At 69.5% G+C, this 24746-nt stretch carries 25 protein-coding genes; 20 read left to right on the forward strand and 5 right to left on the reverse strand.

The genetic code is table 11. The annotated features are described in order from the left end of the window. Nucleotides 1-84: 84 nt before the first annotated feature. The 7 genes from lepB (at nucleotide 85) to ACZ5QD_RS03660 (ending at nucleotide 6055) form a co-directional block, all read left to right on the forward strand. A complete protein-coding gene (gene lepB / locus ACZ5QD_RS03630; RefSeq protein ID WP_006897905.1) occupies nucleotides 85-951 on the forward strand; it encodes a signal peptidase I in 867 nt (288 codons plus the stop codon). Further along, nucleotides 951-1610 carry a ribonuclease HII gene (locus tag ACZ5QD_RS03635; RefSeq protein WP_062366791.1) on the forward strand — a complete coding sequence of 220 codons (660 nt, stop codon included), beginning with the start codon at nucleotides 951-953 and terminating at the stop codon, nucleotides 1608-1610. Before lepB ends, ACZ5QD_RS03635 begins: the two co-directional genes overlap by 1 nt. Next, nucleotides 1610-1921 carry a DUF2469 domain-containing protein gene (locus tag ACZ5QD_RS03640; protein ID WP_006897903.1) on the forward strand — a complete coding sequence of 104 codons (312 nt, stop codon included), beginning with the start codon at nucleotides 1610-1612 and terminating at the stop codon, nucleotides 1919-1921. Before ACZ5QD_RS03635 ends, ACZ5QD_RS03640 begins: the two co-directional genes overlap by 1 nt. A 111-nt stretch (nucleotides 1922-2032) precedes the next feature. Beyond that, entirely contained in the window at nucleotides 2033-2449 is a 417-nt protein-coding gene (locus tag ACZ5QD_RS03645) for a YraN family protein (protein ID WP_082781265.1), read from the forward strand. A 6-nt stretch (nucleotides 2450-2455) separates the two neighbouring features. Next, on the forward strand, nucleotides 2456-3973 hold the full coding sequence (locus tag ACZ5QD_RS03650) for a YifB family Mg chelatase-like AAA ATPase (RefSeq protein WP_062366794.1): 1518 nt from the start codon (nucleotides 2456-2458) through the stop codon (nucleotides 3971-3973). Beyond that, nucleotides 3970-5100: a DNA-processing protein DprA gene (gene dprA, locus ACZ5QD_RS03655; RefSeq protein WP_346075262.1), complete on the forward strand. Its 1131-nt coding sequence runs from the start codon at nucleotides 3970-3972 to the stop codon at nucleotides 5098-5100. The genes ACZ5QD_RS03650 and dprA overlap by 4 nt, the downstream gene beginning before the upstream one ends. Before the next feature lie 97 nt (nucleotides 5101-5197). After that, on the forward strand, nucleotides 5198-6055 hold the full coding sequence (locus ACZ5QD_RS03660; RefSeq protein WP_062366798.1) for a siderophore-interacting protein: 858 nt from the start codon (nucleotides 5198-5200) through the stop codon (nucleotides 6053-6055). 12 nt (nucleotides 6056-6067) lie between these two features. On the opposite strand, the gene ACZ5QD_RS03665 is transcribed toward ACZ5QD_RS03660, so the two are convergent. Further along, nucleotides 6068-7525 (reverse strand): MFS transporter, encoded by a 1458-nt coding sequence (locus tag ACZ5QD_RS03665; RefSeq protein ID WP_433820659.1) that lies wholly within the window; start codon nucleotides 7523-7525, stop codon nucleotides 6068-6070. A 233-nt stretch (nucleotides 7526-7758) separates the two neighbouring features. On the opposite strand from ACZ5QD_RS03665, the gene ACZ5QD_RS03670 reads away from it, so the two are divergent. Both ACZ5QD_RS03670 and ACZ5QD_RS03675 read left to right on the forward strand, forming a co-directional pair. Further along, nucleotides 7759-8961: an MFS transporter gene (locus tag ACZ5QD_RS03670; RefSeq protein WP_006897897.1), complete on the forward strand. Its 1203-nt coding sequence runs from the start codon at nucleotides 7759-7761 to the stop codon at nucleotides 8959-8961. A 61-nt stretch (nucleotides 8962-9022) separates the two neighbouring features. Next, a complete protein-coding gene (locus tag ACZ5QD_RS03675; protein WP_006897896.1) occupies nucleotides 9023-9937 on the forward strand; it encodes a tyrosine recombinase XerC in 915 nt (304 codons plus the stop codon). A gap of 32 nt (nucleotides 9938-9969) precedes the next feature. Here ACZ5QD_RS03675 and ACZ5QD_RS03680 read toward each other — a convergent pair whose 3' ends face one another. Further along, nucleotides 9970-10485: a M23 family metallopeptidase gene (locus tag ACZ5QD_RS03680; RefSeq protein WP_062366803.1), complete on the reverse strand. Its 516-nt coding sequence runs from the start codon at nucleotides 10483-10485 to the stop codon at nucleotides 9970-9972. 277 nt (nucleotides 10486-10762) lie between these two features. On the opposite strand from ACZ5QD_RS03680, the gene rpsB reads away from it, so the two are divergent. From rpsB to ACZ5QD_RS03705, 5 genes are all read left to right on the forward strand, one after another. Beyond that, nucleotides 10763-11593: a 30S ribosomal protein S2 gene (rpsB, locus tag ACZ5QD_RS03685; RefSeq protein ID WP_006897894.1), complete on the forward strand. Its 831-nt coding sequence runs from the start codon at nucleotides 10763-10765 to the stop codon at nucleotides 11591-11593. 125 nt (nucleotides 11594-11718) lie between these two features. Next, nucleotides 11719-12543, forward strand: a complete 825-nt coding sequence (gene tsf / locus ACZ5QD_RS03690) for a translation elongation factor Ts (RefSeq protein ID WP_006897893.1) — start codon at nucleotides 11719-11721, stop codon at nucleotides 12541-12543. 133 nt (nucleotides 12544-12676) lie between these two features. Next, nucleotides 12677-13429 carry a UMP kinase gene (pyrH, locus tag ACZ5QD_RS03695; RefSeq protein WP_006897892.1) on the forward strand — a complete coding sequence of 251 codons (753 nt, stop codon included), beginning with the start codon at nucleotides 12677-12679 and terminating at the stop codon, nucleotides 13427-13429. Nucleotides 13430-13482: 53 nt separating this feature from the next. Next, on the forward strand, nucleotides 13483-14040 hold the full coding sequence (gene frr / locus ACZ5QD_RS03700; protein WP_006897891.1) for a ribosome recycling factor: 558 nt from the start codon (nucleotides 13483-13485) through the stop codon (nucleotides 14038-14040). Beyond that, nucleotides 14037-14900 carry a phosphatidate cytidylyltransferase gene (locus ACZ5QD_RS03705; protein ID WP_006897890.1) on the forward strand — a complete coding sequence of 288 codons (864 nt, stop codon included), beginning with the start codon at nucleotides 14037-14039 and terminating at the stop codon, nucleotides 14898-14900. The genes frr and ACZ5QD_RS03705 overlap by 4 nt, the downstream gene beginning before the upstream one ends. Nucleotides 14901-14918: 18 nt before the next feature. Here the strand turns inward: ACZ5QD_RS03705 and ACZ5QD_RS03710 are convergent, their stop codons facing one another. After that, the gene (locus ACZ5QD_RS03710) at nucleotides 14919-15329 is read right to left on the reverse strand and encodes a LapA family protein (protein WP_006897889.1); all 411 of its coding nucleotides are present in this window, start codon (nucleotides 15327-15329) and stop codon (nucleotides 14919-14921) included. 31 nt (nucleotides 15330-15360) lie between these two features. Here ACZ5QD_RS03710 and rlmN point away from each other — a divergent pair, with 31 nt between their 5' ends. Next, nucleotides 15361-16467, forward strand: coding sequence for a dual-specificity RNA methyltransferase RlmN (gene rlmN / locus ACZ5QD_RS03715; RefSeq protein WP_039868035.1), 1107 nt, complete (start codon nucleotides 15361-15363; stop codon nucleotides 16465-16467). Nucleotides 16468-16559: 92 nt separating this feature from the next. Here the strand turns inward: rlmN and ACZ5QD_RS03720 are convergent, their stop codons facing one another. Beyond that, nucleotides 16560-16823 carry a DUF2631 domain-containing protein gene (locus ACZ5QD_RS03720; RefSeq protein WP_006897887.1) on the reverse strand — a complete coding sequence of 88 codons (264 nt, stop codon included), beginning with the start codon at nucleotides 16821-16823 and terminating at the stop codon, nucleotides 16560-16562. Nucleotides 16824-16888: 65 nt separating this feature from the next. On the opposite strand from ACZ5QD_RS03720, the gene dxr reads away from it, so the two are divergent. Further along, nucleotides 16889-18058 (forward strand): 1-deoxy-D-xylulose-5-phosphate reductoisomerase, encoded by a 1170-nt coding sequence (gene dxr / locus ACZ5QD_RS03725; protein ID WP_062366805.1) that lies wholly within the window; start codon nucleotides 16889-16891, stop codon nucleotides 18056-18058. A gap of 89 nt (nucleotides 18059-18147) precedes the next feature. Further along, nucleotides 18148-19356, forward strand: coding sequence for a M50 family metallopeptidase (locus tag ACZ5QD_RS03730; protein ID WP_045538417.1), 1209 nt, complete (start codon nucleotides 18148-18150; stop codon nucleotides 19354-19356). A gap of 50 nt (nucleotides 19357-19406) precedes the next feature. On the opposite strand, the gene ACZ5QD_RS03735 is transcribed toward ACZ5QD_RS03730, so the two are convergent. Next, nucleotides 19407-20585: a lactonase family protein gene (locus tag ACZ5QD_RS03735; protein ID WP_062366807.1), complete on the reverse strand. Its 1179-nt coding sequence runs from the start codon at nucleotides 20583-20585 to the stop codon at nucleotides 19407-19409. A gap of 234 nt (nucleotides 20586-20819) precedes the next feature. On the opposite strand from ACZ5QD_RS03735, the gene ispG reads away from it, so the two are divergent. From ispG to ACZ5QD_RS03750, 3 genes are read left to right on the forward strand one after another with little or no spacing between them, the layout of a single operon-like run. Further along, complete coding sequence (ispG, locus tag ACZ5QD_RS03740; protein ID WP_006897883.1) at nucleotides 20820-21974, forward strand: flavodoxin-dependent (E)-4-hydroxy-3-methylbut-2-enyl-diphosphate synthase; 1155 nt, start codon at nucleotides 20820-20822, stop codon at nucleotides 21972-21974. 55 nt (nucleotides 21975-22029) lie between these two features. Then, entirely contained in the window at nucleotides 22030-22866 is an 837-nt protein-coding gene (locus tag ACZ5QD_RS03745) for a GNAT family N-acetyltransferase (protein WP_006897882.1), read from the forward strand. A gap of 35 nt (nucleotides 22867-22901) precedes the next feature. Continuing rightward, the gene (locus tag ACZ5QD_RS03750) at nucleotides 22902-24746 is read left to right on the forward strand and encodes a penicillin-binding transpeptidase domain-containing protein (RefSeq protein WP_082781266.1); all 1845 of its coding nucleotides are present in this window, start codon (nucleotides 22902-22904) and stop codon (nucleotides 24744-24746) included.

Raw genomic sequence — 24746 nt, forward strand, 5'->3', positions numbered from 1 at the left:
GCGCCGACCACCTCGGCCCGCGGGGCGGGGTCTGTTCGTGTCGGCCCGGCGGCGCGTCGAAAGTGAACCGGGTGGTCGGGAGCGGTGACGGACATCAGTACCCTGTTCTACGTGGACGACAACACCCGCGGGGACGACCCGTCGCAGGCTAACGACGAGCGCGGCAGCAGTGGGGGCGCCGAGTCCGATTCCGGATTCACCTTCCGGGACGACGCCCCCGAGGACGAGCAGAAGGGCAAGAGCCGCTGGCTCCGCGAACTGCTGATCATCGTCGGCATCGTGCTGGTGCTCATGTTCGTGTTCACCCAGTTCTTCTTCCGGCAGTACGTGGTGCCGTCGGAGTCCATGGAACCGACCCTGCACGGCTGCTACGGGTGCACCAACGACCACATCGTGGTCGACAAGATGGTGTACCGGTTCAGTGACCCGAAGCCCGGTGACGTGGTGGTCTTCAAGGCCCCGACCAGTTCGTGGGACGAAGGGTGGTCGTCGCCTCGCTCGTCGAACCCGGTGGTGCACAAGATCCAGGACGTGCTGTCGCTGTTCGCTCTCGCGCCGCCGGACGAGAACAACCTCGTCAAGCGGGTGATCGCGGTCGGCGGGCAGACCGTCCAGTGCCGCGAGGCCGACGGCAAGGGTGTCACGGTGGACGGCAAGCCCCTCCACGAGCCGTACATCGACAAGCAGTTGCAGGCGCAGACCTACCAGCAGTCGGGCGGGGTGCTCGGTCAGGGCTCGTGCTACGGCAGCGACTTCGGCCCGATCAAGGTGCCCGAGGGCAATCTCTGGGTGATGGGCGACAACCGCAGCAACTCCGCCGACTCACGGGCTCACATCGACGACGAGTTCCACGGCACGGTGCCGGTCTCCGACGTCCGCGGCAAGGTCCGGTTCATCATCTACCCGTTCTCCCGGATCGGGGGCGTGGGCTCGGTCGACCCGCAGAGCTGATGCCCGGATCGACTCGATGGCCCCCGCGGTCGCCGGTTCGGAAGGCAGCGGGATTGCGGACACTGGAGTTCACCCTGGCCCGCCAGGGGCTCGGCCCGGTGGCCGGCGTCGACGAGGCGGGCCGGGGTGCGTGCGCCGGCCCGCTGGTGGTGGCGGCGTGCGTGCTGAGCACTTCGCAACTGAAGTCTCTCGCTGCGCTGGACGACTCGAAGAAGCTCTCGGAGCCGGTGCGCGAGAAGCTCTACTCGGCGGTCGTGCGGCATGCGGTCAGCTGGAAGGTGGTGGCGATCCCGGCGGCCGAGGTGGACCGACTCGGGGTCCACGTCGCCAACATCGAAGGCATGCGGCGCGCGGTGGCCGGACTGTCGGTGCGGCCCGGGTACGTCCTGTCCGACGGATTCCACGTGCCGGGGCTGCCTGCGCCGTCGCTACCGGTGATCGGGGGCGACGCGAACGCTGCGTGCATCGCCGCCGCCTCGATCCTCGCGAAGGTGACTCGCGACCGGATGATGGTGGCACTCGACGACGAGGTGCCGGGCTATCAGTTCGCGGTGCACAAGGGCTACAGCACGGCCCTGCACATGGAGTGTCTGGACGCGCGCGGTCCCTCGGCGGAGCACCGTATGTCGTACCGGAACGTCCGCGATAGGCTGGCCTGATGAGCGCTGAGGATCTCGAGAAGTACGAAGCCGAGATGGAGCTGTCCCTGTACAAGGAGTACAAGGACATCGTCGGTCAGTTCACCTACGTCGTGGAGACCGAGCGCCGCTTCTACCTCGCGAACGGTGTGAATCTGGTTCCGCGCAATGCGGACGGCGAAGTCTATTTCGAGATTCACATGACCGATGCGTGGGTGTGGGACATGTACCGGCCCGCTCGCTTCGTCAAGCAGGTTCGCGTGGTGACGTTCAAGGACGTCAACATCGAGGAACTGGAGAAGCCGGAACTGCGGCTGCCCGACGAGCCCTGAGCCCGGGCGGGTGGTCGCGGACTGTGCAGAACACCCGCGGTATGCACACTCGCCGAGGAACGGGTGATCGGGACCTGTCACGGGTCGCCGCAGCGGCGCATCCTGTCCCGCATGGGGGAACAACGGGAGCAGCGAAAGCGGGAGAAGCGGGGCGTGGACCGCCGCGGTCTGATCGGGCGGGTCGGCGAGGATCTGGCCGCGGCGCGCCTGGCGGATCTCGGCTGGCGGATCCTCGACCGGAACTGGCGGACGAGGTACGGCGAGCTCGACATCGTCGCCGCCGACGGTCGGACTCTGGTGATCGTGGAAGTGAAGACGCGGGCCAGCCGGACGTTCACCGATCCGCTCGGTGCGGTGACCCCCGACAAGCTGCGCCGGATGCGGCGGCTGGCACAGCAGTGGCTGGCTCAGCAGGACGCGTTCTGGGAGGTCGTCCGTTTCGACGTGGTCTCGGTGCAGTTGGACATGACCGATCCGGAGGACCTCGAGCGCGCGATGTGGTGGCACCACGTCGGTGTGTGCGAGTAGCGCCCGATGTCCGGACTGGGGAGAGTGCACTCGGTGGGGCTCAACGCCTTCGCCGCCGATGTGATCGAGATTCAGGCCAACATCAGCGCGGGGCTGCCCGGGCTGACCATCAGCGGGAGTGTGGACACCTCGCTGCGTGAGGCGAAGGAGCGCGTGCGGGCCGCGATCGCGAACAGCGCGATACAGTTCCCGACCACCAAGGTCACGATCGCGCTGGCACCGGCCCGACTGCCCAAGAGCGGGCCGGGCTTCGATCTGCCGATGGCGGTCAGTGTGCTGATAGCGGCGCAGAAGGTGCCCACCACGAGGCTGCCGGGGACGGTGATGCTCGGCGAACTGGCGCTCGACGGCCGGGTGCGTCCGGTGCGCGGGGTGCTGCCACTGCTGCTGGCAGCGCGGGAGGCCGGGTTCGAGCGGGCGGTGGTGCCGGCCGAGAACGTCGCCGAGGCGGCTCTGGTGTCGGGGCTCGACATCGGCGGGGCGCGGTCGCTGTCGGACGTGCTGTCGTGGTTGAGCGGAGATCGCGCGCTCGACACCGTCGACGGCGAGACCGCGGAGCCGGCGCCGCCGGAGATCCCCGACATGGCCGACGTGGCCGGCCAGGCGACGGCACGGCGCGCGCTCGAGATCGCCGCGGCCGGATCGCATCACCTGCTGATGACCGGTCCGCCCGGCATCGGCAAGACGATGCTGGCGTGCCGGTTGCCGGGTATTCTGCCGAGCCTCACCGAGGAGGAGTCGCTGGAGGTGACCGCGATCCATTCGATCGCGGGAACGCTGCCCGAGCATCGGCCGTTGATCACCCTGCCGCCGTTCGTGGCACCGCACCACAGCACGAGCATCACCGCGCTGCTGGGCGGCGGGACCGGGATCGCGCGGCCGGGATCGGTGTCGCGGGCGCACCGCGGAATCCTCTTCCTCGACGAATGCGCGGAGATGGGACCGAAAGTCCTCGATTCGCTGAGGCAGCCGCTGGAGGAAGGGGAGGTCCGGATCTCGCGTCGCGACGGGACCGCCCGCTATCCGGCGCGCTTCCAGTTGATCCTCGCGGCCAACCCGTGTCCGTGCGCGCCCGCGAAGGACGTCGACTGCATCTGCACGTCCATCCAGCGCCGCCGCTATCTGGGCCGGCTGTCGGGCCCGCTGATGGACCGGATCGACATCCGCGTGGCCATGGACCCGCCCGGCGACGTCACACTGCTGACCGAACGCGGTGAGCCGAGCGCGGCGATCGCCGAGCGGGTGCTGCGGGCGCGCGAGGCGGCGCGGGAGAGGTGGTCCGAATTCGGCTGGCGCACCAACGCCGAGGTGCCGGGCAGCGCGCTGCGGCACCGATTCCGGCCGGGGCCGCAGGTGCGCCGGCCGCTGGAGGCGGCGTTGCGCACCGGACGGATCACGGCGCGCGGCGCCGATCGGGCGCTGCGTCTGGCCTGGACGTTGACCGATCTGCGGGGCGGCGACGCGCCGGGGGAGGACGACATCGTGTCGGCGCTGCTGTACCGCGACCGGGGAGGGCGACCGTGACCGACGACAAGGCGGCCCGCGCGTGGGCATACCTCGCGGCGGTGGCCGAGCCGCCGTGTGCGGCACTGATCGCGTTGGTGGCCGAACTCGGCCCGCTGGACGCCGCCGCGGCGGTTCGTTCGCGGAAGGTTCCCGCCGCGCACCGCGGCGTTCTGGCACCCACGCAGGCGCGCGCCGCGACCGACACCGCGGCGGAGGACCTGGCCAGGTGTGAGCGCATCGGTGCGCGCCTGCTCACCAGAGACGATCCGGACTGGCCCGGATGGCAGCTGCTGGCGCTCGATCAGGCGGACAGTGCCGCGCGGGGCGGAGCTCCGCTCGCACTCTGGGTGCGCGGGCCGGCCTCGTGCGGTGACGCGGTGGGCAGGTCGATGGCGCTGGTCGGCTCGCGCGCCTCATCGTCGTACGGCGATCACGTCGCCGGAGCGATGGCGGCCGCGCTGGCGGACGAGGGCTGGTCGGTGGTGTCGGGTGGGGCGTACGGGATCGACGGGGCAGCGCATCGAGGAGCGCTCGGTGCGGGAGGCACCACCGTGGCTGTCCTCGCGTGCGGCATCGACCGCACGTATCCGTCCGGGCACGCGCAGTTGCTGCACCGGATCGCCGAGACCGGGCTCGTCGTCAGCGAGTATCCGCCGGGCACATCCGCGGCCAAACATCGATTCCTCACCCGGAATCGTCTGGTCGCGGCGTTCTCGTCCGCGGTGATCGTGGTGGAGGCCGGACGGCGGTCGGGCGCGGCCAACACCGCGGCGTGGGCCAAACGGCTGGGCCGGCCGCTCGGGGCGGTGCCCGGGTCGGTCACCAGCGCCACCTCGGTGGGTGCCAACGCCATGATCGCCGACGGCGACGCCGTGCTGGTCGCCGATTCGGGCGCCGCGATCTCGCTCGCGAGCCCGGACGGATGCGACACGCGGGAGGCGGCACCGCGCCGCCGCACCGACGATCTGCGTCCGGATCAGCTGCGCGTGGTGGAGGCGCTGCCCGCGCGCGGCGGTCTCACCGTCGACGAGATCGCGTTCGCCGCGGGGCTGCCGATCGACGACGTCCTTCGGGCCCTCGCGGCGCTCGACCTGTCCGGTCATGTCGCCGGCTCCGACGGCACGTGGCGGTTGGGAGCTCGATGAGTGGGACACCGCCGGTGGTGGGAACGTCGGGGGACGCCTACGATGGAGCGAGCATCTTAGGATGCCCTAATCTTGTTGTGCCGAAAGAGGAGACCAGATGGCGAAGCCGGTGACCACGTTGACGGTCCTGCGGACAGAGCGGCTGACCCCGCACATGGTGCGCGTGTGGCTGGGCGGTGACGAGTTCGCCGCCTTCCGCCCCGCGGGCGGACAGGACGGTCACTACGACACCGACATGTACGTGAAGATCGTCTTCGCACCCGAGGGCGTCGATTACCCGCGGCCGGTCGACATGGACGCGATCCGGGACACGTATCCCGCCGAACAGCAGCCGATCCTGCGCACGTACACGGTCCGTCACTACCGGCCGGACGCCGCGGAATTGGCGATCGACTTCGTGGTCCACGGTGACGAGGGCGTCGCCGGACCGTGGGCCGCAGGCGTGCGGCCGGGCGAATCGGTGACCCTCCTGGGACCGGGCAGCGGCTACCGGCCCATGGCCGACGCGCCCTGGCACCTGCTGGTGTCGGACGAAGCCGGCCTGCCCGCGCTGGCCGCGGCGCTCGAAGCGATGCCGCAGGACGCGGTGGCCAAGGTGTTCATCGAGGTCGCCGGCCCCGAGGACGAGGTGGAGCTGACCGCTCCCGCCGGTGCCGAGATCACCTGGGTGCATCGCGGGGCGCCGTCCAACGAGGCCCCCGACGACCGGTCGGGCGACAACGCGCCGGTCATCGCCGCGGTGCGCGCCGCGCAGTGGCTCGACGGTGAACCGCAGGTGTTCATCCACGGCGAGGCACAGGCGGTGATGAAGAATCTGCGCGGCTACGTGCGGAAGGAACGTGGCGTGAGCGCCAAGCGCGCGGCGTCGATCTCCGGCTACTGGCGCCGAGGCCGCACCGAAGAGGGCTTCCGCCAGTGGAAGGCCGAACTGCGCAAGGCCGAATCGCACGTGTGACGGGCGGGCGGCTCAGACGACGCGTTCGTCGCGGAGCCGGCTCGCGGGCACGCCCAGCGCGGCGACAGTCGCCAGGGCACACGTGACGAGCGCGACGATCGACGCCCACACATAGGCGTCCGTGGAGGGTACGGCGACGGCCCCGCCGGTCGTCGAGACGGTCTCGACGGACGCGGCCAGGATCATGCCGATCACGGCCGTGGCAGTGGACGTGCCGACCGATCGCATCAGTGCGTTGACGCCGTTGGCCTCCCCGGTCTGCGTCACCGGGACCCAGTCCATGATGAGGGCGGGCATCGCCGAATACGCGACGCCCAGGCCGGCACCGACGAAGCAGTTCACGATGACCATGAATCCCCACGTCGGATGCCAGGGCCCCGCGATCATCAGCAGGAAGCCCAGGTAACCGACCCCGATCACCACGCCGCCGGAGGCCAGTGAGACCCGTGCGCCGAAGCGCCGCGTCATCCACGCGCTGACGTAGGAGAACGCGAACATCACCAGCCCGGAGGGCATCAGCACGAGGCTGGCCTCCACGATGGTCAGTCCGACGCCGGTCTGGGTGGAGGTCGGGGCCTCGAGCACCTGGATCGGCATGATCTGCATGGCGTAGAACGCGAAACCGGTGGCGACGGAGGCGATGTTGGTCAGCAGGATGGGACGTCGAATGCTGGTGGCGAGGTCGATCAGCGGATTGTCCACGCGCTTCTCCCATCGCCACCACAGCGCCGAGGAGACGACGAACGCGGCGAACAGGCCGAGCACGGCCGGGCTCGACCAGCCCCAGGCGTCGCCCTTGGAGAGAGCGAGCAGAATGCAGCTCAGCAGGACGGTGAGCCCGATCGCGCCCACCAGGTCGAAGCGCCCGCCCGTGGCGATCGAACTGCGCGGGACGGCCGCCGCGACGGCCGACGCGGCGATCACGCCGACCGCCGCGCTCACCCAGAACAGTGCGTGCCAGCTCACCTGCTGGGCGATCACCGCGGCGAACGGGAGGCCGAGTGATCCGCCGACGCCGAGCGAGGCCGACATCGCGCCGATAGACGAGCCGAGGCGCGCCGGGGGCACGATGTCGCGCATCAGGCTGATGCCGACCGCGATGGTGCCGATGCCCAGACCCTGAACTCCGCGTCCGATGAGGAACAGTGCCAGCCCCGACGAGAGCGCGCAGACGACCGATCCCGCCGCTACCGCGCCGAGACTGGCGATGAGGACCAGCCGCTTGCCGATCATGTCGCCGAGGCGGCCCGAGATGGGCGTCACCACCGCACCGACGAGCAGCGTGATCGTCAGCGCCCAGGACGCATTGGTCGGTGAGGTGCCGAGGATGGCCGGCAGGTCGGGGATCAGCGGCACGATGATCGTCTGCATCAGCGCCACCACGATTCCGGCGGCGCAGAGGATTGCGACGGCCAGGCGCGGGTGTTCGGTCGTGTCGTGGTGGTCGGCGGAGGTACTGGGGGATGTCACGGGGCGGTGGAGCTTTCGAAAGAAGGATGACGCCAGGCCGGGGAACGCGAGGCATCAGGAAACTTAGCGTGAAATAGGTAACCGAGGTTAAGTAGTTTTCGCACGAGTGGGGGATACCACACCGGCATCCGCTGCTAGCTTCCTTTACGGACCGCTTTGTCTCGTCGACGGTCGCCCAGTCAACGCATGTTCTGAATAGTCAACGCATGTTCTCAGCGAATGGTGGAGTGTTCATGATTTCCGCGCCCGCGCGGCGGGGAGCCGTCCTGGCGACGGCCTTCGCCTTCCTGGTCACGATGATGGGGACCACCCTTCCCACCCCGCTGTACTCGCTCTATTCGCAGCGGCTCGACTTCACCGAGTTCACGGTGACGATCCTGTTCGCCGTCTACGCCTTCGGCGTGATGTTCGCGCTCATCGTCTTCGGACGGCTGTCCGATCAGATCGGCCGCCGCCCGATCCTGCTGACCGCCCTGGTCCTCGCCGTGATCAGTGCGGTCATGTTCTTGCTGCCGCTGTCGCTTCCGCTGCTGATCGCGGCCCGGATCGTGTCGGGACTGAGTGCCGGACTGATGAGCGGCACCGGCACGGCCGCGGTGATCGATCTGTTCGGTCCCGCAGACAAGGCGCGCGCAGGAATGCTCGCGATCGCCGTCAACACCGGCGGCCTCGGTGTCGGCACCCTCTTCGCCGGGGTCGTCGCCGATCTCTCGTCGGCTCCGCTGACGCTGCCGTACGCGGTGCACCTGGGGCTGTCGGTACTGGCGTTCGTCACACTCCGTGCGTTCACGCCGGCCCCGGCCGACCCCGCGCCGCTGCGACTGCAGGCGCCGCGACTGACCGTTCCCGCACCGATCCGCGGAGCGTTCGTCCGGGGCGTCCTCGCCGCGGGCGCGGGGTTCGCCGTGTGCGGTGTCCTCACCGCGGTGTCGGCCCTGTTCCTGGTGCGCTACCTCGGCATCGGTTCGCACACTGTGGCGGGTCTGGTGGTCTTCCTCGCATTCGCGTTCATGGTCGTCGGTCAGTTCGTCGCGCGCCGGATCTCGTCGCGCGCAGCCATGCAGGCCGGATGCGGCGGACTGGTGGTCGCGGCCGCCGTTCTCGCGGTGGCGCTCTCCGCCGAATCGCTCGCCGCGCTGCTGATCGCGCCGATCGTCCTCGGCGTATCCGCCGGTCTGTGCGTCAACGCCGGGCTCGCGGCGACCGTGGAGCGCGTCGATCCCGCCCAGCGCGGTGCGGTGTCCTCGGCCTTCTTCGCGGGCCTGTACCTCATGCTCGCCGTGCCGGCCATCGGTGTCGGCGCACTGTCGCTCGCCATCGGACTGCGGGAATCGGGCCTGGTGTTCGCGGGACTCGTCGCGCTCCTGGCCGCGGCGGTGGGAGTCGCGGACATCGCCGCGCGGGGCTCCGCCGCACGGGCGACCCCGCTGCCGTGATCCGCCCGCTGATGCTGCTGAGGTCTATGTGGTGCATGTGGTGAGACTTTAGGATCGAGTCATGGCCGACCTCCTCGATCGCTTCGCAGCGCACCTGCGATACGAGTCCGGGCGCAGTGAGCACACCGTTCGTGCCTATCTCGCCGACATCCGCGGCCTCACGGCGTTCGCCGGTGCGCGCGGAGTTCGGCTCACCGACGTCGATCTCGACCTGCTCCGCGCCTGGCTGGCGGAGATCTCGCGCCGCGGCGCCGCGCGGACCACCGTCGCGCGCCGGGTGTCGTCGGTCAAGACGTTCTGCGAATGGGCCACGCGCGAAGGCGAGATGTCCGTCGACCCCGCGGTGCGCCTCCAGGCGCCCAAGGCGCGCCGGGTGCTGCCGGCGGTGCTTGCTCCCGAGGAAGCCGCGGACGCGATCGAGGCGACGGTGCGACGGGTCGACTCCGCCGCGCCGGACGGACCCTCGTCCGACGACCCGGTATCGCTGCGCGACCGTGCGGTTCTCGAACTGCTCTACGGCTGCGGCATCCGTGTCGGAGAACTGTGCGGGCTCGACGTCGGCGATGTCGACGACGATCGCCGCGCGATCCGGGTGATCGGCAAGGGCGACAAGCAGCGGGTGGTGCCGTACGGTGCGCCTGCCGCATCGGCGCTGGACGCCTGGCGCCGCCGTGGGCGCCCGGCGCTCGCGACCGCCGCCTCGGGGGAGGCCCTGTTCGTCGGCGTCAGGGGAGGACGGCTCGATCAGCGGATGGCGCGCACGGTGGTGCATCGGGCCACCGAGGCTGCGGGACGGTCGGTGGGCCCGCACGCACTGCGTCACAGTGCGGCCACCCACCTGCTGGAGGGAGGCGCCGATCTGCGGGTGGTGCAGGAACTGCTGGGGCACTCGTCGTTGTCAACCACGCAGCTCTACACGCACGTCAGCGTGGAACGACTGCGCGCGGTCCACAAACAGGCGCACCCGCGGTCGTGAATGAGACCGGCCGCATCACCGACCCGGCAGCGTCAGCGGGGTGGTTTGAGCCGCACGGTCGACAACCCGAGCAGGCTCAGCGGGTTGAGGTAGCGGACGCTCCGCCCGCTGCCGCGACGAGCGCCCCAATGAAGGCAGGCCGTCGCGGAGCACCCCTCGTGACCGGTTTGCAGCACACCGACCAGCTGACCGGTTCGGATGTGCTCGCCGCGACGCACGCGGGGCACCACCGGCTCATACGTGGTGCTGATCCCGTCGGGGTGCAGCACCGTGACGGTGGAACGGCCGGCGACGGGTCCGGCGAAGGTGACCGTTCCGGCGCGGGCCGCGACCACCGCGGACTCGGCGGGTGCTGCCAGGTCGACGCCGCGGTGCCCGGCGAGCCAGCGCTCAGCCGGCGGATCGAATCCGCGGACCACGGGCGGGCGCGGGGCCAGCGGCCAGTGATACGCACGCTGCGCGGACGCCGCGCCGGGGCCGGCAGGCAGCGCGCTCGCGCACACCAGCGCGATGGCGGTGGCGCGACGCCGGGTATTGAGACTCCCCATAGGACCTCCTCATAGGACTTAGACGCACGGCGCGGAGGTTCGGCTCCATCGGCGTGTCGCGCGGCCGTCGTCGCCCGAGACGCTGATTTGGCTGGTGATCGCGCATCGGAGTAGTCTGGCGACGCACCCAGGCATGTCTTGGGTGACTTCGCGCGCCCGCGAGAAGCTACATCGGAACACGCGGTCCCGGATACCTCCGGGTGTGTTCGCCGATGGCGGGCGCCAGGACCGGAGCTCGACCCGAGCGCCGGTGACAACTGCGAGAGAGGACATATTCATGGCTGTCGTGACCATGAAGCAGCTGCTTGACAGCGGCGCACACTTCGGGCATCAGACCCGCCGTTGGAACCCGAAGATGAAGCGTTTCATCTTCACCGACCGCAACGGCATCTACATCATCGACCTGCAGCAGACGCTGTCGTACATCGACCGCGCCTACGAGTTCGTCAAGGAGACCGTCGCCCACGGCGGCACCATCCTGTTCGTCGGCACCAAGAAGCAGGCTCAGGAGTCGATCGCCGCCGAGGCCACCCGCGTCGGCATGCCGTACGTGAACCAGCGTTGGCTCGGTGGCATGCTCACCAACTTCAACACCGTGCACAAGCGTCTCCAGCGGATGAAGGAGCTGGAGACCATGGAGCAGACCGGTGGCTTCGAGGGTCGCACCAAGAAGGAAATCCTCATGCTCACGCGTGAGAAGAACAAGCTGGAGCGCACGCTCGGCGGTATCCGCGACATGGCCAAGGTTCCCTCGGCCGTGTGGATCGTCGACACCAACAAGGAGCACATCGCCGTCGGTGAGGCTCGCAAGCTGAACATCCCGGTCATCGCGATCCTGGACACCAACTGCGATCCGGACGTCGTCGACTACCCGATCCCGGCGAACGACGATGCGATCCGCAGCGCCGCTCTGCTGACCCGCGTGATCGCCTCGGCCGTCGCCGAGGGCGTTCAGGCGCGTGCCGGCCAGACCGCGGGCGACGCCAAGCCGGAGGCCGGCGAGGGCGAGCCGCTGGCGGAGTGGGAGCAGGAACTCCTGGCTGAGGCGACCGCTCCGGCGGCCGCACCGGCCACCGATGGCGCCACCGAGGCTCCGGCCGCAGAATAAGAACTGCCGAGAAGCAGGAAACGGGCCCCGAGCACGATGATCCGGGCCCCTTCTCCGGCGGGGTGATCACCCCGCCGGAGAATCTTGTCTCTCGATCACAAATCGACAAAGGAGGGTCGCCACCTATGGCGAACTACACCGCGGCGGACGTCAAGCGTCTGCGCGAAATGACCGGTTCGGGCATGCTCGACTGCAAGAACGCCCTCGCGAACAACGACGGCGACTTCGACAAGGCGGTCGAAGAGCTGCGCATCAAGGGCGCCAAGGACGTCGGCAAGCGTGCCGAGCGCTCCACCGCCGAGGGTCTGGTCGCCGCCCGTGACGGCGTCATGATCGAGCTCAACAGCGAGACCGACTTCGTCGCCAAGAACGACGAGTTCCAGAAGCTCGCCGACGACATCCTGGGTGCGGCCATCGAGCTGCGCAGCAACGACGTCGACGCTCTGCTCGCCGCGAAGCTCGGCGACGGCACCGTCGCCGACGCCGTCGAGGCGCTCTCGGCCAAGATCGGCGAGAAGCTGGTCCTGCGCCGCGTCGCGTCGTACGACGGCCCGGTGGCCGTCTACCTGCACAAGCGTGCCTCGGACCTGCCGCCCGCCGTCGGCGTCCTGGTCTCCTACACTGGCGAGGGCGACACCGCCGCGGAGGCCGCTCGCGGCGCCGCCATGCAGGTCGCCGCGCTGCGCGCCAAGTACGCCAGCCGCGAGGAGGTCCCCGCGGACGTCGTCGAGAACGAGCGTCGTATCGCCGAGGAGACCGCCAAGGCCGAGGGCAAGCCCGAGCAGGCGCTCCCGAAGATCGTCGAGGGCCGCGTCAACGGCTTCTACAAGGACGTCGTCCTGGTCGACCAGCCGTCGGTCACCGACTCGAAGAAGACCGTGAAGGCGATCCTGGACGAGGCCGGCGCCACCGTCGTCGCGTTCACCCGCTTCGAGGTCGGCCAGTCCTAGTCCGCTAGGCCGCATACGCACTCCGGCCCCGGAATCGACCCGCGAGGGCGACTCCGGGGCCGGAGTGCGTATGCGGGACGATCGACGCCCTAAGATGGAGAGAGTTTGTGCCGACACTCGAGCGAAGGAAGAGATGAGCGAATCGCAGTCGACCGCCGAAGAGGGCAGAGCAGGTTTCTCCCGGGTGCTTCTGAAGCTCGGCGGTGAGATGTTCGGTGGCGGTTCCGTGGGGCTCGACCCGGACGTCGTGGGCACCGTGGCCGACCAGATCGCCGAGGTGGTCTCCTCGGGCGTCCAGATCGGCATCGTGATCGGCGGCGGTAACTTTTTCCGCGGCGCCGAACTGCAGCAGCGCGGTCTGGACCGTTCGCGCTCGGACTACATGGGGATGCTCGGCACCGTCATGAACTGCCTCGCGCTGCAGGACTTCTTGGAGAAGCGGGGGATCACCACCCGCGTGCAGACCGCCATCACCATGGGTCAGGTCGCCGAGCCGTACCTGCCGCTGCGCGCCGTACGTCACCTCGAGAAGGGCCGCGTGGTGATCTTCGGTGCGGGTATGGGCATGCCCTACTTCTCCACCGACACCACCGCTGCGCAGCGCGCGCTCGAGATCAAGGCCGAGGCGGTGCTGATGGCCAAGGCCGTCGACGGCGTGTACTCCGACGACCCGCGCAGCAACCCGGACGCGGAACTGTATCGCGAGATCAGCCACCGCGAGGCGATCGAGAAGCAGCTCAAGGTCGCCGACGCGACCGCGTTCAGCCTGTGCATGGACAACAACATGCCGATCCTGGTGTTCAATCTCCTCGAGCGCGGCAACATCGCCCGCGCGGTCGCGGGTGAACCGATCGGCACGCTGGTGCGCACCCCGCAGGCCTCCTGACCACTGCCGATCCCAGACTTCCACCGCGACGAAAAGAAGGAACGAGACTCATCATGATCGACGAAGCGCTGCTCGACGCCGAGGAGAAGATGGAGAAGGCCGTCGCCCACCTGCGCGACGACATGGCCTCCATCCGCACCGGGCGTGCCAACCCGGCGATGTTCAACAAAGTCGTCATCGACTATTACGGCGCTCCCACTCCGATCACCCAGGTGGCGGGCATCAACACCCCGGAGCCGCGGCTCGTCGTCATCAAGCCGTACGAGCAGTCGACGATGAACGACATCGAGACCGCCATCCGGAACTCCGACCTGGGCGTCAACCCGACCAACGACGGCACGGTGATCCGCGTCGCGATCCCGCAGCTCACCGAGGAGCGCCGCAAGCAGCTCGGCAAGCAGGCGCGCGGCAAGGGCGAGGACGCCAAGGTCGCGATCCGCAACGTGCGACGCAAGGCCGTCGACGAGCTCAAGCGGATCCAGAAGGACGGCGACGCGGGCGAGGACGAGGTGACGCGCGCCGAGAAGGAACTCGACAAGACCACGCACACCTACACCGATGCGGTCGACGAGCTCGTGAAGAACAAAGAAGCTGAGCTGCTCGAGGTATGACGAGTACACCGGAGCAGGCTGAGAAACCCTCCGGGGGGAGTTCCCGGGCCGGCCGGAACCTCCCGGCAGCCATCGGCGTCGGCTGCATCCTGGGCGGTCTGCTCATCGCCGTGCTGCTGCTGGCCCCGGACGGCTGGTACGGCGTCGTCGCTGTCGCACTGGCGATCGCGACCTGGGAGGTCGTCAAGCGGCTGCGGGACGGCGGTTTCGCGGTCCCGGTGATCCCGCTGCTGGCCGGTGGACAGGCGATGATCTGGCTGTCGTGGCCGTTCGGACTGGCCGGGACCTTCGTCGCGATGGCGGCGACGATCCTGGTGATGATGGTCTGGAAGCTGTTCGCACAGGGTCTGTCGAACGCTCCGGTGAACTACATGCGCGATCTGTCGGTCGCGATCCTGGTGCTGGCGTGGCTGCCGATGCTCGCGACCTTCGGCACCTACCTGGTACGCCAGGAGGACGGTGCGCTCCGCGTCTTCACCCTGATGATCGTGGTGGTCTGCTCCGACGTCGGCGGTTATGTGGCGGGCGTGCTGTTCGGCAAGCATCCGATGGCGCCCGCGATCAGTCCCAAGAAGTCGTGGGAGGGACTGGCCGGATCGGTTGTCGTCGGCACCCTCGGCGCACTCGCCTGCGTCGTGTGGATCCTCGACACCTCGCACTGGTGGATCGGTTTCGTGCTCGGTCCGCTGCTGGTGGTGGTCGCCACCACCGGCGACCTCGTCGAGTCCCAGATCAAGCGCGACCTCGGCATCAAAGACATGGGCACGCTGCTGCCCGGTCACGGCGGCATCATGGACCGTCTGGACTCGCTGCTGCCCTCGGCGTTCATCACCTGGGCAGTGCTGGCCTGGCTGCTGTGAGGAGCGGGGCGGCGAGCGCTACCCGTGCTTGCGCGCCTTCTTCAGCGCCCGGTTGAGCTGGAAGATCCTCGCGCCGCCGAGCAGTGCGGTGATCAGGGCGCCCGCGATGGCGGCGATCAGCAGGCTCACGCCGAGTGGCAGGTCGGCCTTGAAGAAGATCAGGTCGATCTCCACCGAGTCGGGGTTCATGACGATGAACACGATCAACAGGATCGTGACCAGCACCCCGAGCACCCATCCGACGTACGTCGCCTGAGTACGTGTGCCGGATGCGGCGGAGGCCGCAGCGGCCACCCGTCGGCGTTCGGCTTTCACCGGATCGACGGTGCCGTACTGCTGCGACCCCTCGACCGGAGCGACCTCGTGTGGCTCCGCGCCGCCGGACGTCTCGTCGAATCGGTCCCCGTGCTTCGGATCAGGTGTGGTCATGCCTCTATCGTCGCATGAGACAATGGTCGGTGTGAGCTCTCTGCCCCTCGTTTTCGACGCACCCAAGCGCGGCCTGCCGCCGAAGCATTTCGCCGACCTCGACGAGCAGGGCCGCATCGAGGCGGCCGCCGAGCTCGGGCTGCCCAAGTTCCGGGCGAATCAGCTGGCCAAACACTATTACGGCCGGCTCACCGCCGACGTTCAGGAGATGACCGACCTGCCCGCGGGCGCACGCGAGGATGTCGCGCGCACGCTCTTCCCGACGCTCATGACACCCGTCCGGCACATCTCCTGCGACGACGACAGCACACGCAAGACGCTGTGGCGCCTGCACGACGGCACGCTGCTGGAATCGGTCCTGATGCGCTATCCCGAGCGGAATACTCTGTGCATCTCCTCACAGGCCGGGTGCGGTATGGCGTGCCCGTTCTGCGCGACCGGTCAGGGCGGACTCGACCGGAACCTGTCGACCGCCGAGATCGTCGACCAGGTCCGGGCCGCCGCCCGAGCACTGCGCGACGGTGAGGTCGGAGAGCCGGGCCGGCTGTCGAACATCGTCTTCATGGGCATGGGGGAGCCGCTCGCGAACTACCGGCGCGTGGTGGACGCGGTCCGCAAGATCACGTCCCCGGCGCCCGACGGCTTCGGCATCTCGGCGCGGTCGGTGACCGTGTCGACGGTGGGTCTCGCGCCGGCGATCCGCCGCCTGGCCGACGAGGGGCTGTCGGTGACCCTCGCGGTGTCGCTGCACACCCCCGACGACGAACTGCGCGACACCCTGGTGCCGGTCAACAACCGGTGGTCGGTCGCCGAGGTGCTCGAGGCCGCGCGCTACTACGCGGACACGACCGGCCGGCGCGTGTCGATCGAGTACGCGCTCATCCGGGATGTGAACGATCAGCCGTGGCGCGCCGACCTGCTGGGACGCAAGCTCCGGTCCGCGCTCGGTTCGCTCGTCCATGTGAATCTCATTCCGCTGAATCCGACGCCCGGATCCGAGTGGGACGCCAGCCCCAAACCGGTGGAGGCCGAGTTCGTCCGCCGGGTGCGCGAACACGGGGTGTCGTGCACGGTCCGCGACACCCGCGGGCAGGAGATCGCCGCGGCGTGCGGTCAGCTCGCCGCCGAAGAGAAGTAGGCGCGTCATACACGGACAGAGACGAGAAAGACCCGGACGACGTGGCGTCCGGGTCTTTCAGGTATTCCGGTGACTGTGCCTGCGCAGCCGGGTCAGCGCTTCCAGACGCCCTTGCGCGGAATCATCTCGTAGACGGTGTAACCGATCAGTGCCACGGCGATGACGATGAGGAAGATGTCCTCGATGTGGCCGACGTGATTACCCTTGAGCATGCCGAGCAGGATGATCGCGGTGACGAAGGAAGCGATCGCGATCGAGCGGCGGGCCACACCGTGCCAGCCGAAACGAGCCGACGGGGCGTCGGCGGGCTCGTGAACCCATCCGGTATCGATGGTTTCGACCTCAGTGCTTGCCACGTTCACTCCTTATGACGACCGGTAGTAGTCCGGCCTACAGCATAACCCGACCCGCGTGCGCGACAATGTCGGGTGTGACGACGCGTGTTTTGATTCTCGGATCCACGGGATCCATTGGCACCCAGGCCCTCGAAGTGGTCGCCGAGCACCCGGACCGGTTCCAGGTGGTCGGCCTCGGGGCCGGCGGGGGGAGCCTCGAACTGCTCCAGCGGCAGGTCGCCGAAACGGGGCTGGCGCCGCAGCGGGTGGCCGTCGCCGACGCCGACGCCGCCGTCGTGCTCGGCGACCGGCTGGGCGGCCCGGTGCTCGGCGGACCCGACGCCATGGTCCGGCTGATCGAGTCGGTGGAGGCCGACGTGATCCTCAACGGAGTGGTCGGAGCGATCGGTCTGCGCCCGAGCCTGGCCGCCCTGGAGTCGGGGGCGCGGCTCGCACTGGCGAACAAGGAGTCGCTGGTGGCCGGCGGCGCCCTGGTGCTCGACGCCGCGGCGCCGGGTCAGATCGTGCCGGTCGACTCCGAGCACTCGGCGATCGCGCAGTGCCTGCGCGGCGGCACCGCGGACGAGGTGGAGCGACTCGTCCTGACGGCGTCCGGGGGGCCGTTCCGCGGGTGGACCGCCGAGCAGGTGCGCGGTGTGACGCCCGAGCAGGCGGGCAGGCATCCCACCTGGTCGATGGGTCCGATGATCACCCTCAACTCGGCGACGCTGGTCAACAAGGCCCTCGAAGTCATCGAGGCGCACCTGCTGTTCGGCGTCGACTACGACCGCATCGACGTCACCGTTCACCCGCAGTCGATCGTGCACTCGATGGTGACCTTCGTCGACGGAGCCACCATCGCGAAGGCGTCGCCGCCGTCGATGAAGCTGCCGATCGCACTGGCCCTCGGCTGGCCCCACCGCGTCCCCGGCTCGTCGTCGGCGTGCGACTGGACCACCGCGTCCACGTGGACCTTCGAGCCGGTGGACGACGAGGTGTTCCCGGCGATCCGTCTCGCACGCAGCGCCGGAAAGGCAGGCGGCAGCCTCACGGCGGTGTACAACGCCGCCAACGAGGTGGCGGCGGAGGGATTCTTCGCCGGCGCCATCGACTTCCCGCGGATCGTCGGCGTCATCGCGGACGTGCTGGCCGACGCCGATCAGTGGTCATCGCGGCCGGGTACCCTGGACGAGGTGCTGGCCGCCGACCAGTGGGCGCGGCGGCGTGCCGCGGAGCACGTCACGGCGCGCTCGTAGTCGGGAAGAACACACTCGGCACGGACGCGGCCGGCACGAACACAGTCAAGCGGGGCCCGGTGCTCCCACGGGTCTGAGGGAGACGATCAGTGAGTCTGGTGCTCGGCGTCGCGCTCTTCGCGCTGGCACTGCTGATCTCGATCGCCTGGCACGAGCTCGGTCACATGTGGGCCGCGCAGGCGACGGGAATGAAGGTGCGCCGCTATTTCGTCGGCTTCGGTCCCACGGTGTGGTCAACCCGGCGCGGGGAGACCGAGTACGGCGTGAAAGCGGTGCCCCTCGGCGGCTTCTGCGACATCGCGGGCATGACGCCCCACGAGGATCTGACCGACGAGGAACGCGAACGCGCGATGTACGCGCAGCCGACCTGGAAACGGCTCGTGGTTCTCGCCGCCGGACCCGTCCAGAACTTCATCCTCGGCTTCGCGCTCGTCGTGGTGCTGGGTCTGGGGTGGGGCCTGCCGATCATCGGCGATCAACCGGTGTACGTGAAGTCGCTGGAGTGCGTGGCCACCACCACCGATGCGCAGGGAGTGCCCGTGGCGTGCACGGGAACGGCCCCGGCTGCGGCAGCCGGACTGCAGGTCGGCGATCAGGTGCTCGCTGTGGACGGCCACACCGTCACCGACCGGTCCGACATGATCCAACGCGTCCAGCAGTCCGCCGGCACCGTCGCCCTCACGGTGGAGCGCGACGGCCACCGGATGGATCTGACGGTGCCGGTGACCCCGGTCCAGCGGATGGTGGAAGGCGACGGCGGCGCGCTGCGCCCCGCACAGGTCGGCGCCATCGGCGTGGGCCTGGACACCGCCTACGTCGAGCACTACGGCGCGGGCAGCATCTGGGGCGGCGCGCTGCGCTTCACCGGCGACATCTTCAGCGAGACCTTCAAGGCGCTGATCTCGCTGCCGTCCAAGGTCACCGGCCTGTGGCACGCGGTCACCGGCGGCGAGCGCGCCGTCGACAGTCCGGTCAGCGTGGTCGGCGCATCGGTCCTCGGCGGACAGGCCGTGGAGCACGGTTACTGGGACATGTTCTTCGGGCTGCTGCTCAGCGTGAACTTCTTCCTGGGCGCCTTCAACCTGATCCCGTTGCTCCCGCTGGACGGCGGACACATGGCGATCGCCCTCTACGAGAAGATCCGCAACACCGTGCGCCGCCGCTTCGGCAAGATCGCGGCGGGTCCGGTCGACTACTACCGGCTGCTGCCGATCACCTACGCGGTGGTGGCCGTGATGGGCGGGTTCATGATCCTCACCGTGACAGCCGACATCGTCAACCCGATCAAGGTGTTCTGACGCCGTCACCGCCAGGCGCCCCGAGCGCGTCCGGGCCGGGGCGCCCGCCGTCACGCCGAGGGACGGATGGTGAAGGCGGTGTCGCCGTCGGTGAACACCAGGCCGGTGTCGGCGGAGGTGCCGGACTTCGCCAGACGGCCGCCGGACAGGCGGCGGTAGGCGCTCACGTGCGAGGTGAGCCCGGTCAGCGAGGCGACGTCGATGACGTAGAGCCACTTCTGGTCCTGGCTGAGGACCACTCGGGCCGGCGGGCTGGTGAGCCCGGTCGGCGTCGACGCGACCGTGTTGAGCGTCCCGTTCCGGCCGATCCGGAACGAGGCCACATTCATGCCCATCGTCATCGGCGCGTAGGCGTACCTGCTGTCGGAGGTCACCGCCATGCCGTGCGGCACGAGCCCGACGAACGGGGCGCCGATGGGCGTCAGCGTGCCGTTCCGGTTGATGCGCCAGCCGTTGATGTTGTGCGACTGCTCGTTGCCGATGTACAGGTATTTGCCGTCGGGCGTGACCTGGCCGAGTGCGGGCATCAGCCCCGCGGCCTGAGTGGTCCCGATGTGGGTGAGCTTGCCCGAGTCGCTGAACGAGTACGCGTCCATGGTGCAGGCCACGAAGCTCGGCACGTAGACGTGCTTGCCGTCCGGTGTGAAGAGCGGATGGCCCAGGGCGCTGACGGGGTTCGGCTGATCGGTCCGGCTGACGGGCGTCAACCCGCCGGTGCTCGAGACCCGGTAGGTCACCAGGGTGGTGCGCACCGAGCCAACGGTCGCGACCAGGTAGCGGCCGTCGGGACTGAAGCCGAGGCCGGTGACGGGACCGCCGGCGTCGGTGATGCCGCCGCCCGCCAACGGGACCAGCCGGCCTGCGGAGGTGAGGTGCCACGCCTGGATGTTCGACGAGGCCACCCCGGCGCTGTAGACCCACTTCCCGTTGGGATGCGGCCGGAGGGAGAGGGAGAACGAGGTCTTCGTCGGAGCGGTGCTCACCTTCGTCAGCCGCGGCCCCTGGGCCTTCAGGACGGTGACGCCGGGCGTGCCGCTCGCGCCGACGACCAGATACTCCGGACTGCCCGACGACGCGGGATCGGCACCCGCTGCCGGCGTCGTCGCCGACTGGGCGGTCATCGCCAGTGCGAGGGCGCCGGCGACGAGCGCCGCCTGTCGGCCGGCGTTCTTCGCGGAGGTGCGGTGCGGGGGCGTCGGGATGGTGATTCTCGGGGTGGTGGTCGTCATGGGCGGTTCCGTTCGGCAGAGGTGGCGGACAGGGACGGGTGATTCGGACGTGCGGACAGGGGCGCAGACAGTGATCTGCAGCACTGATGCTGCCGTGTCCGCAGGCCGCTGAACTGTCCAAATCCCTGGACATCGGCCCGGTCGACGCGGTGCGCACGGTGGCGCCGGGGTCGGTAGACTCGAGGGGTGACCGCGCCGGCGCGCCCGCCGATCACGGTGCCAAGGAGAGGAAACATGACTCAATCGATCGGTCTCGGGATTCCCGCCGGACCGCCGCCGGTGCTCGCTCCCAGACGCAAGACGCGGCAGATCCACGTCGGCGACGTCGGCGTCGGCAGCGACTTCCCGATCTCCGTGCAGTCCATGTGCACCACCAAGACCCACGATGTGAACGCCACGCTGCAGCAGATCGCGCAGCTCACCGCCTCCGGATGCGACATGGTCCGGGTGGCGTGCCCCCGCCAGGAGGACGCGGACGCGTTGCCGGTGATCGCGCGCAAGTCGCAGATCCCGGTGATCGCCGACATCCATTTCCAGCCGAAGTACATCTTCGCCGCGATCGACGCCGGCTGCGCCGCCGTGCGAGTCAATCCGGGGAACATCAAGGAGTTCGACGGCCGCGTCAAGGAGGTCGCCAAGGCGGCAGGCGACGCGGGCATCCCGATCCGGATCGGCGTCAACGCCGGATCCCTCGACAAGCGACTGCTGGAGAAGTACGGGAAGGCGACGCCGGAGGCTCTGGTGGAGTCGGCCCTGTGGGAGGCGAGCCTGTTCGAGGAGCACGGCTTCGGCGACATCAAGATCTCTGTGAAGCACAACGACCCGGTGGTGATGGTCGAGGCCTACCGTCAGCTGGCCGCGCAGTGCGACTACCCGCTGCACCTCGGCGTCACCGAGGCCGGACCGGCGTTCCAGGGCACCATCAAGTCGGCCGTGGCCTTCGGTGCGCTGCTGAGCGAGGGCATCGGCGACACGATCCGCGTCTCACTGTCGGCGCCTCCGGCCGAGGAGATCAAGGTCGGCGACGCGATCCTGCAGTCGCTGAACCTGCGCCCGCGGAAGCTGGAGATCGTCTCGTGCCCGTCGTGTGGCCGCGCGCAGGTCGACGTCTACAAACTGGCCGACGAGGTCAGCGCCGGACTGGAGGGCATGGAGATCCCGCTCCGCGTGGCCGTGATGGGCTGCGTGGTGAACGGACCGGGCGAGGCCCGCGAAGCCGACCTCGGCGTCGCGTCGGGTAACGGCAAGGGCCAGATCTTCGTCAAGGGCGAGGTCATCAAGACCGTTCCCGAGGCACAGATCGTCGAGACTCTGATCACCGAAGCGCTGCGTATCGCCGAGGAGTCGGGGGAGACTGGAAGCGGCGCCCCGGTTGTGACCGTGACGTAGCGATCCGCTGTCACGTCGGGATGCTGCTGAACTGAAGTGAGCAGGGAGGTGGGCCGTGCTGGGGATCCTCGGTGACCGGCCGCTCGGCGCCAAAGACGCCGACGCGGTGGCCCGCGCACTCGACCTCGACCCGGTGGCGTCGTGCATGGTCGCGGCACGGGTGGAGGCGTACGGGCTCTCGCCCCGCTTCCTCGGAGGCGAGATGTGGACCGCCTCGCAGCCGAGCGAGTCACTCGCCTTCTCGGGTGCGAATCTGATGCCGCTGATCGGCGGCGCGACCGATCTCGACGTCTTCGCCGACCGCGCACTGGCGTCGCCGCGTCTGTGCTCGTCGGTGGTGGGATCGGCCGACCTGGTGCTCGGACTGTGGGACCGCGTCGCGGCGGCATGGGGTCCCCCGCGGGAGATCCGCGACGACCAGCCGCTGCTCGCGCTCACGGGCTACCCCGAGATCGCGCCCGATCCGCAGGTCCGCCTGGTGACGATGGCCGATCTGGACGCTTACTTCCCGGCGGCCGTCGAGATGTTCATCGGCGAGGTCGGCGTCGATCCGCGGGCCGGGGACGAGGGCAGGTCGTACCGGAGGCGGCTCGCGGCGCTGATCTCGGCGCGGCGCGTATTCGCCCGATTCGACGGAGACCGCGTGGTGTTCAAGGCCGAGATCGGTTCCATGTCCCGCAAGGTGGGCCAGATCCAGGGCGTCTGGGTGGATCCTGACTGGCGCGGCAGGGGATACGGCGTGGTGGGCACCGCGGCGGTGGCCGCGGCGATCGCCCGCCAGGGCCGGATCGCGAGCCTGTATGTGAACAGCTTCAACGCCGCCGCCCGGCACACCTACGAACGGGTCGGATTCCAGCAGGTCGGCACCTTCGCGACCGTCCTGGTCGACTGACGGCCGCCGCCCGCTCGTCCTCTATGATCGGGCCGATGCCCAGTACACTCCGAGCGCGCGTGCGTCGCTCTCATCGCAGCCGGTCGACGGTGCCGTGCCTCGTCGTGGTGCTGGCGCTGCTGGCGACTCTGACGGCGTGTGCGACGCAGGACGACGGTCCCCGGTCGGCTGTTCAGACCTTCCTCGACCGGTTCGCCGACCGCGACTTCTCCGGCGCGGGGGCGGTCACCACCGATCCGGACCGGGCTCGCGATCAACTCGCGCAGACGTGGACCGGACTGGCGGCGGACTCGATGTCGGCGACCGCCGGGCGGGTACGGATCGATCAGGACGTCGCGGACGTGCCCGTCACCTACACCTGGACCCTGGCCGGCGACAGATCGTGGGAGTACTCGGCGACCATCGCGCTCGGCCGCGGCGACACCGGCTGGTCGGTGCGGTGGAAGTCGTCGGCGATCCATCCCAAGCTCGGCGCCGACCAGCGGCTGGCGATGTCGCAGACCAGTCCGCCGCGGGCGGCCGTCAACGAGTCCGACGGTTCGGAGGTGATGGTCGACGGCACCGTGGTCGGGGTGTCGTTCGACGCCGCGAAGGCCGCGGCCGGGGGAAGCGTCAGCGATTCGGCGCACCGTCTGGTGGACGTCCTGGGTCCCCTGATCCCCGGACTCGACCCGCAGGCGATCGCCGAGAAGTCGACGGCGCGGAGCGATCCGCTGCCGATCGGCCGGATCCAGACCGCGGACTTCGACCGGCTGCGCGACCGGCTGGCCGTGCCCGGAATCGTGACCGAGGACCAGGCCGTTCTGGTTCCGCGGGACCCCGGATTCGCACCGTCGGTGCTCGCGAAGGTCAAGGACGAGGTCTCCGGCGGCCTCACCGGGGCCAGCGGGTGGCGGGTCTCGGTGCTCAACCCCAACGGACTGGTCGCCGACGTGGTCGCCGACGAGTCGGGCACGCCCGCGCCCGCGGTCCTGCTGACCCTGTCGCGGTCGGTGCAGGACGCGGCGCAGCGCGCGGTGAACGCCGTCCAGGGGAAGCAGGCGATGCTCGTGGCGTTGCAGGCGTCGACCGGCAAGATCCTCGCGATCGCCCAGAACCGCGACGCCGATCGTGACGGCCTCATCGCCACCTCCGGTCTGTACCCGCCGGGTTCGACCTTCAAGATGGTCACCTCCGCGGCGGCCTTCCACGACAAGATGACCGATCCCGACGCGATCGTGCCGTGTCCCGGCGAGATCCACATCGGTGAGCGTTCCATCCCGAACTACGACGGCTTCTCGCTCGGGGCGGTGCCGCTGCGCTCCGCCTTCGCCCACTCCTGCAACACCACCTTCGCCGACCTGGCCAGCCGGATGGGGCCCACCGATCTCACCCACGCGGCCGCCGCGATGGGGCTGGGAGAGGTGTACCGGGTGCCCGGTCTGGACGTGAAGTCCGGCTCGGTGCCCGTCGAACCCGGGCTGGTGGCCCGCAGCGAAGACGGTTTCGGACAGGGCCGGGTGCTGGCGAGCCCGCTCGGCATGGCGCTCGTGGCCGCGGCCGCGGCCACCGGCAGGGCTCAGGTCCCGCAGCTCATCGACGGACGCGAGACGACGGTGACCGGCCCGCAGGCCGCGCTGTCGGACGAGGTGTACCAGCGGCTGCGGCCGATGATGCGCGCGGTGGTCACCGAGGGAACGGCGACCTCGATCGCCGGATCGGGCGAGGTGTACGGCAAGACGGGCGAGGCGGAGGTCGCGGGCGGATCGCACGCGTGGTTCGCGGGCTATCGCGGCGACATCGCGTTCGCGACTCTCATCGTGCTCGGCGGCGACTCCACCAATTCGGTGAATGTGACGCGCGACTTCCTCGACGCGATCCCCGCGGGCTACCGGCCGTAG

The sequence above is a fragment of the Gordonia sp. J1A genome (assembly GCF_055393515.1).

Coding starts and splice junctions, on each gene's coding strand:
- ACZ5QD_RS03635 (WP_062366791.1), top strand. CDS start 951: ATGCCCGGATCGACTCGATGGCCCCCGCGGTCGCCGGTTCGGAAGGCA.
- ACZ5QD_RS03640 (WP_006897903.1), top strand. CDS start 1,610: ATGAGCGCTGAGGATCTCGAGAAGTACGAAGCCGAGATGGAGCTGTCC.
- ACZ5QD_RS03645 (WP_082781265.1), top strand. CDS start 2,033: ATGGGGGAACAACGGGAGCAGCGAAAGCGGGAGAAGCGGGGCGTGGAC.
- ACZ5QD_RS03650 (WP_062366794.1), top strand. CDS start 2,456: ATGTCCGGACTGGGGAGAGTGCACTCGGTGGGGCTCAACGCCTTCGCC.
- ACZ5QD_RS03660 (WP_062366798.1), top strand. CDS start 5,198: ATGGCGAAGCCGGTGACCACGTTGACGGTCCTGCGGACAGAGCGGCTG.
- ACZ5QD_RS03670 (WP_006897897.1), top strand. CDS start 7,759: ATGATTTCCGCGCCCGCGCGGCGGGGAGCCGTCCTGGCGACGGCCTTC.
- ACZ5QD_RS03675 (WP_006897896.1), top strand. CDS start 9,023: ATGGCCGACCTCCTCGATCGCTTCGCAGCGCACCTGCGATACGAGTCC.
- ACZ5QD_RS03680 (WP_062366803.1), bottom strand. CDS start 10,485: ATGGGGAGTCTCAATACCCGGCGTCGCGCCACCGCCATCGCGCTGGTG.
- rpsB (WP_006897894.1), top strand. CDS start 10,763: ATGGCTGTCGTGACCATGAAGCAGCTGCTTGACAGCGGCGCACACTTC.
- tsf (WP_006897893.1), top strand. CDS start 11,719: ATGGCGAACTACACCGCGGCGGACGTCAAGCGTCTGCGCGAAATGACC.
- pyrH (WP_006897892.1), top strand. CDS start 12,677: ATGAGCGAATCGCAGTCGACCGCCGAAGAGGGCAGAGCAGGTTTCTCC.
- frr (WP_006897891.1), top strand. CDS start 13,483: ATGATCGACGAAGCGCTGCTCGACGCCGAGGAGAAGATGGAGAAGGCC.
- ACZ5QD_RS03705 (WP_006897890.1), top strand. CDS start 14,037: ATGACGAGTACACCGGAGCAGGCTGAGAAACCCTCCGGGGGGAGTTCC.
- ACZ5QD_RS03710 (WP_006897889.1), bottom strand. CDS start 15,329: ATGACCACACCTGATCCGAAGCACGGGGACCGATTCGACGAGACGTCC.
- dxr (WP_062366805.1), top strand. CDS start 16,889: ATGTCGGGTGTGACGACGCGTGTTTTGATTCTCGGATCCACGGGATCC.
- ACZ5QD_RS03735 (WP_062366807.1), bottom strand. CDS start 20,585: ATGACGACCACCACCCCGAGAATCACCATCCCGACGCCCCCGCACCGC.
- ispG (WP_006897883.1), top strand. CDS start 20,820: ATGACTCAATCGATCGGTCTCGGGATTCCCGCCGGACCGCCGCCGGTG.
- ACZ5QD_RS03750 (WP_082781266.1), top strand. CDS start 22,902: ATGCCCAGTACACTCCGAGCGCGCGTGCGTCGCTCTCATCGCAGCCGG.